The organism is Thiohalocapsa sp., from assembly GCF_022340605.1.
GTDB lineage: Bacteria > Pseudomonadota > Gammaproteobacteria > Chromatiales > Chromatiaceae > Thiohalocapsa.
In genome coordinates, this window is sequence record NZ_JAJDNQ010000088.1 from 51,707 (window position 1) to 58,400 (window position 6,694).

The following is a 6,694-nucleotide window of genomic DNA, read 5'->3' on the forward strand; positions in this document are numbered from 1 at the left end:
CAGGGCAAATGAGCGCGGAGACTGGGCACGTATTCATGGTCCGCGCCGGAATACGGTCTGCGGTAGGTCGGGTTAGCGATAGCGCAACGCGACAATCAACGGGTTACCCCACCGCAACGTCGGGTTACGCTGTGCTAACCCGACTTCCCATAACGGCTGCTCTAAATGCTCCGGCGTGGGAGCGCGACTACCTCTTGTGGCGCGACGACGGCTGGTAGGCTGCTTGCCGCTTGGCAGTTGCTCGGGCGTGGTGTGCTGACTTACCGCCGGTCGCGGCACCAAGAGTGCCGCTCCCACGAGAGCTGCTGCGCCGAACACGTCGCGGCACCACCGAACTGGGCGTCGGCGTCCAGCTCCATCAGGTTCAGCGTGGCCCAGGCGGGAAAGGACACCAGCGTGGCCAGAACAATCGCGAGGCCGAAGGGCCACAGCACCCGACAGTTCTTGCGGTTGCTCACTCGGCAATGGGCGCAAACAGCTCGTCGAGGTCCTCGGCCGTGAAGGCGGGTCCGCCCTCGCCCGCGCCCTCCCGGTAGATGCCCTCCGCGAGCGCCTGCTTCTTCTGCTGCATCGCGAGGATCTTTTCCTCGACAGTCTGCTCCGTCAACAGCTTGTAGACGAACACGGGCTTGTCCTGACCGATGCGGTGCGCCCGGTCCGCCGCCTGCGCCTCCACCGCCGGATTCCACCAGGGGTCGTAGAGGATCACGGTGTCGGCCTCCGTCAGGTTGAGCCCGAGCCCACCCGCCTTGAGGCTTATTAGGAACAGGTCCACCGCGCCGCCACGGAACTGATCGATGACCTCATCGCGCTTCTTGGTGCGGCCGGTGAGCTTGGCGTAGCGGATGCCGCGCTTGTCCAGCTCCGGCTCGATGAGCGCCAGCATGCTGGTGAACTGGCTGAACAGCAGGATGCGCCGGCCCTCGTCGAGCTGCTCCGGCAGCAGGTCCATCAAGAGCTCCAGCTTGGCCGAGTGCTTGACCCGCCGTGCCGCCGGCAGGTTCAGCAAGCGCGGGTCGCAGCAGGTCTGGCGCAGCTTCAGCAGCGCGTCCAGGATGGTGATGCGGCTGCGCGCCATGCCGTGCACCGCGATGGCCTCGCGCACGCGCTTCTCCATAGAGAGCCGGATGCCCTCGTACAGCGATGCCTGCGCCTCGCCGAGGGCGACGCTGCGCACGATCTCGGTCTTCGGCGGCAGCTCGGTCAGCACGTCCTGCTTGCGCCGGCGCAGCAGGAACGGCGCCACGCGGCGCGCCAGGCGCTCGCGCCGGTCGCCGTCGCCGTGCTGCTCGATGGGCGTACGCCAGTGCCGCTTGAAGCGCTGCTGATCGCCCAGAAACCCCGGCAGCAGGAAGTCGAACAGCGCCCACAGCTCGCCCAAGTGGTTCTCCATGGGCGTGCCGGTGAGGCACAGCCGGTGGCGCGCGTTGAGCTCCCGCACCACCTGCGCCGCCTGCGCGCGCGGGTTCTTGATGCTCTGCGCCTCGTCCAGGATTACTAGATGCAACGGCTCCTCGCGCAGGCGCACGCGGTCGCGCGGCAGCAGCGGGTAGGTGGTGAGCACGAGGTCGTGCGCGGGGATGTCCGCGAAGCGCAGGTGCCGCTCGTTGCCGTGCAGCACCAGCACCCGCAGGTCGGGCGTGAAGCGCTGCGCCTCGCGGCGCCAATTGCCGATGAGGCTCGTCGGCGCCACCACCAGCGCCGGGTGGTCGAGGCGGCCGGCTTCCTTTTCCAGCAGCACATGGGCCAGGGTCTGTACGGTCTTGCCGAGGCCCATGTCGTCGGCCAGGATGCCGCCGAGGTCGAAGGCGCGCAGGAATTGCAGCCAGCTCAGCCCGTGCCGCTGGTAGGACCGAAGCTCGATGGTGAGACCCGCCGGCGGCTCCACGGCGGGAATCTGGGACAAGTCCCGCAACCGCTTCGCCAGGTCCCGCAGCCGCCGGCCGCCGGCCAGCGCGATGCCGCGGGCGGCGAGGTCGTCGAGCGTGGGCGCATCGAAGCGCGACAGGCGGAGGCTGCCGTCGCCCGCCGGTACCTCGTCGCCGAACAGCTCCCGCAGCGTCTCCAGCACCGGACGGATGCGCTCGCCCGGCAGATCCACGTAGCGGTGCGTGCCATCGCCGCCGTCCGCCGGCAGCGGCACGCTGACGATGGCCGGCAGCTCGGTCTCCGGCCCCAGCGCCAGGAGCGGCGCGACGATGGGCACCAGCGGCAGCCGGCGACCGTCCACCTGCAGGTCGAAGCGCAGCCCAAACCAGTCGTTGCGGCCGGTCTCGTCCTCGTCGACGGCCGCCTCCCAGTCGCCGGACTCGAAGCGCAGCCGGAAGCTATCGTCGAAGCCCACCTGCCAGCCCTGCGCCCGCAGATCGTCCAGTCCATCGCGCAGCAGCGCGGACCAATGGCCGGCGCGGATGAGGGCATCGTCGCCGACGGCGGCCAGCGCCAGCGAACCACGGGCGGGCTGCTCCGCCGTCGGCGCAAAACCCAGCGCCGCGAGCGCGGCCACGGCCGCGGCCTCCGCGGCCAGATCGCGCGTCACATCGGCGAGGCCGGCCTCGGTGTCAATGACAGTGCGGGGCTCCGCCGGCAGCGCCGGGAGCCGATGACCGGCGTAGGCAAACTCCAGGCGCAGCCGGTGCGCATCGGCGCCGCCGCGCCCAGCGGCCTGCCCACCAGCCTGCCCAGCGGCCTGCCCACCAGCCTGCCCAGCGGCCTGCCCAGCGGCCTGCCCGCCAAACAGGGTCACGCACGGCACGGTCGGGGCTCCGGCGACGTCCAGCAGCTCCACCGGCGTCGGCGTCGGCAGCGGCAGGCCCGGAAACTCCTTCAGCAACAGCCGCGAGACGGACTCCGCGCGGTCCGGCGGCAGCCGCGGCGCCCGGCGCAGTTCCTTGAGCTGCGCGGTCCTGAGGCCGTGGGTGGCCAGCTCGCCCGCAACGTGGCGGGCCGGGTCCACGTAACTCGGCGGATCGGTCAGCAGAATCTCGCTGTCCGGACCCGCGGGGCCGCCCAGCTCGTCCGCGCCCACGGCGAAGGTCAGGTTCAGAAAGCCGTCCGCATCCGGCAGCCAGGCGATGTCCAGTGGCCGGGTCACGTCCCAGGTGAGCGCGGGCTCGTCCTGCTGCTGCCAATGGCAGCGCCCGCTGGCCATCATGCGCTGCAGCGCCAGGTGCCCCAGCGCACCCGTCAGCACCGGCACCATGGGCCAGCTACCGCTGCTGATGCTGCGCAGCAGCTTCAGGATCTCGGCGTCACCGGGCTGCATGTAGGCGGGCTCGGCATGGCTCTCCGCCAGGTTGCCCAGCACCAGCGGCCGGCCCTTGGACAGCCGCCCGCTGGTCTTGAGCGGACGCACGATGCGCAGTTCCACCTCGACGCCGCGGGTCGCGGGCTTGAGCAGGTACACCAGCCGCTCCTGCCCTGGTTGCGGCGCCTCCCGGCCGGCGGCGGCCACCCGTGTCAGCCAGCTCTTGGCCAGGTCGCCGTTGGCGCCGTGCAGCACCCGCTCCGGCGCCGCCGCAAACTCCAGCAGCGCCGCCGCCACATGCTTGCAGTTGTAGCCCACCGGGCAGTCGCAGTCCCCGTCCACCGACGCCCCATAGGGCTCCCAGCGGATGGCGATGGTCTGCCGGTACACCCGCCCGCCGCTGCCCAGCACCTGCGCGCGCAGCCGCACGCCATGCTCATCCGCGCGCACCGGCTCCACGGCAAGCACGCGGCCCTGCTCGAAATAACCGAGCCCACGGGTGTAATACGTCGAGCCGACATAGGCACGGATGTCGGCGCGGGTCAGACGGGGTTGGTCGGGCATGCTCCCGGGGCGTGCGGCGGGTACAACCTTCGCAGCTTACGCAAACCAGGCCCGCATCGAAAGCCACGGCGACTATTGCGTGACCGCCAAAGCCATGCGCCGGGGCCGCCGACTTGCAGTCGGCCTGCCCAGGGCCGCCGACTTGCAGTCGGCCTTCCTGGGAGCGCCGACTTGCAGTCGGCCGCGCCCGCCGCGGGCTCGATGCCCGCGGCGGGCGCTCTGCCGCGGCAAACGAAGGCACCGTTGCTGTACCGCCGCAACGCCGCCGGCGCGGCATCGAGCCGCAACGCCGCCGTGCCGAGTGCAACTCGGCGCCCCCAGGCGGGCAGACTGTCAGGCATATCCCCAGAGCTTGTAGGAAATTGCCCCGAACCGATGTTGCAAGGTTGCAATGCGACGAATGGTTGCTGTACTGGTGTACAGGATGTGGATCTCATGAAACACCGCCATCGAACCGCCGCCGACCATGCCTGAGCCCGCCCGCCTGCCCGCCGCCGCGACTTACGTCGTGTTCCCGCAGCTCTGCCGCCTGCGCTTCGGCTTCCACGCCGAGCAACCGCTGCGGCTGCCGGGCTACACCGGCTCCGCCTGGCACGGCGTGCTGGGCCATGCCCTGCGCCGCGCCGTCTGCGTCACCGGCCAGCGCACCTGCGCGGGCTGCCTGTTGACGGGCAGTTGCGCCTACGCGGTGCTGTTCGAGTCGCCACCGGCAGACCCGGCGCTTGCCAGGCGCTACAGCGCTCTGCCCCATCCCTATGTCCTGGAAATCGATCCCCCGGCGGCACCCCGCGAGCTGCCGGAAGGCGCGGGGTTTGACTTGGGCGTCACTCTCATCGGCGCGGCGACAGGCTTCGTGCCGCACCTCGTGCATGCGCTGCGCGGCGCCGGCGCGCACGGCTTCGGCGAGGCGCGCGCCCGCTTCGCGCTCGCCGAGGTGACGCAGGAGCAAACCCTGGGCGCGGGCGACTGGACGGCCATCTACACCGGCGGCGCGCTGGCGCCCATCACCACCGCCATCCCGCCCCTGCCGCCAAGCCCGGCGCAGGTGGGCTTGCAGCTCCAGACCCCGCTGCGGCTCAAGGCACGCGGGCACTTCCTGAACGCCGACACGCTCACCGGCGCGGACCTCATCCGCGCCCTGGGCCAGCGCGCCGAGCTACTGCTGCGCCTCTACGCCCCGCCCGAAGACCCGGCCGACGCCCGCTGGACCGACGCCCGCAACGCGCTGGCCGGCGTGCACATCACCGCAAGCGATCTGCGCTGGCACGACTGGACGCGCGTCTCCAACCGCCAGGACACCCGCATGCAGCTCGGCGGGGTGCTCGGCGCGCTGACCCTCGGCGGACCGGCGCTGCCCGCGGCGTGGCCCCTGCTCTGGTTCGGCCAATGGCTGCACGCCGGCAAGAACACCGCCTTCGGACTGGGGCGCTACCGCATCACCGACAGCACCGGCAGCGCAAGCCGGGCCGCCGTCACGCGCCGTGCCACGGAATCTGGCCAACCACCGCCGGCACGGCTGCCAACGCGTGGCTGAACCAGTCAGGCCAGGCAAATGTGCCCTCGGAACCAGTCGCCGGCGCTTCCCCCGCAGGTCGGGCCGAAGCAGGAGGCCCGACGGCCCGGCCCATCAAGGTGCATTCGCGACGCGACGCGTCCCAGCCCCCAAGCCTGCAACCTTGCAAAACCGCACACGCGCGCGCCACGACCGCACACTGCATCGCGAACCGGCAAGGCCCAACGGAATACGCCAACGGACGGCACCGGCCAGGGAGCAGGAAAGCAAGGACCACCGGTTCTTCCCCGACCGATGCAACACCCAGGGCAGCAACTCAGGAGCCGACCATGACGGACACCCAACGCGCCCCGCACGACTATCCCCGCCGCGTGCTGCTCGCCGTCGCCGGCCTCTCGCCGCAGATCGTCACCGAGACCCTCTACGCGTTGGCAGTGCGCGGCGCGCCCCGCTTCATCCCCACCGAGGTGCACCTCATCACCACCACCGAGGGCGCCGAGCGCGCCAAGCTGAGCCTGCTCTCCGCCGACCCCGGCTGGTTCGAGCGGCTGCGCGCCGACTACGGCCTGCCGTCCATCGCCTTCGACCATGACAACATCCATGTCGTCACCGACGCCGCCGGCGCGCCGCTCGCGGACATCCGCACCGCCGCCGACAACGAGCGGGTGGCGGACCAGGTCGCCGAGCGCATCCGCGCCCTCACCGCGGACCCCGACTGCGCCCTGCACGTCTCCATCGCCGGCGGCCGCAAGACCATGGGCTACTACGCCGGCTACGCCCTGTCGCTGTTCGGCCGCGCCCAGGACCGCCTCTCCCACGTGCTCGTCTCCGAGCCCTACGAGCAGAGCTGGCAGTTCTTCTACCCCAGCCCCGCGTCGCGCGTCATCGAGACCCGCGACCACAAGCTCGTCGACACCAACAACGCCCGCGTCACACTCGCCCAGATCCCCTTCGTGCGCCTGCGCCACGGCCTGCCCGACCCCCTGCTGAACGGCCACGCCGGCTTCATGCAGACCGTCGACGCCGCCCAACGCGCCCAGCAGCCGCCCCAGCTCATCATCGACCTGCAAGGCAAGCGCCTCCAGGCCGCCGGCCAGATCGTGCCCATGACCTGCGCCAACCTCGCCTTCTACACCGTCTTCGCCCACCGCCTCCTGCGCGGCCAAGGCCCCGCCCGCCACGACACCGAAGGCTTCACCGAGCACTACCTCGACGAGCTGCGCCACATCAGCGGCGAGCACGCCGGCAACGTCGCCAACGCCGAGGAAACCTATGCCCAGGGCATGGACGACGAGCAGTTCCAAGTGCGCAAGAGCCGCACCAACGGCGCCCTGCGCGAGGCCCTCGGGCCACAGCTCGCGGCGGCGTAT

At 71.2% G+C, this 6,694-nt stretch carries 4 protein-coding genes; 2 read left to right on the plus strand and 2 right to left on the minus strand.

What is annotated here, in order from left to right; genetic code table 11:
- Positions 1 to 260 precede the first annotated feature (260 nt).
- The gene (locus LJE69_RS12125; RefSeq protein ID WP_296925322.1) at positions 261 to 458 is read right to left on the minus strand and encodes a hypothetical protein; all 198 of its coding nucleotides are present in this window, start codon (positions 456 to 458) and stop codon (positions 261 to 263) included.
- Positions 455 to 3,811, minus strand: a complete 3,357-nt coding sequence (locus LJE69_RS12130) for a DEAD/DEAH box helicase (protein ID WP_296925324.1) — start codon at positions 3,809 to 3,811, stop codon at positions 455 to 457. The genes LJE69_RS12125 and LJE69_RS12130 overlap by 4 nt, the downstream gene beginning before the upstream one ends.
- Before the next feature lie 466 nt (positions 3,812 to 4,277).
- Between LJE69_RS12130 and cas6 the strand changes: the two genes are divergently transcribed.
- Both cas6 and csm6 read left to right on the plus strand, forming a co-directional pair.
- Entirely contained in the window at positions 4,278 to 5,345 is a 1,068-nt protein-coding gene (cas6, locus tag LJE69_RS12135; protein WP_296925326.1) for a CRISPR system precrRNA processing endoribonuclease RAMP protein Cas6, read from the plus strand.
- A gap of 308 nt (positions 5,346 to 5,653) precedes the next feature.
- Positions 5,654 to 6,694, plus strand: a 1,041-nt coding sequence (gene csm6, locus LJE69_RS12140) for a CRISPR-associated ring nuclease Csm6 (RefSeq protein WP_296925328.1), incomplete at its 3' end; no start/stop codon positions are given.

Coding starts and splice junctions, on each gene's coding strand:
- LJE69_RS12130 (WP_296925324.1), bottom strand. CDS start 3,811: ATGCCCGACCAACCCCGTCTGACCCGCGCCGACATCCGTGCCTATGTC.
- cas6 (WP_296925326.1), top strand. CDS start 4,278: ATGCCTGAGCCCGCCCGCCTGCCCGCCGCCGCGACTTACGTCGTGTTC.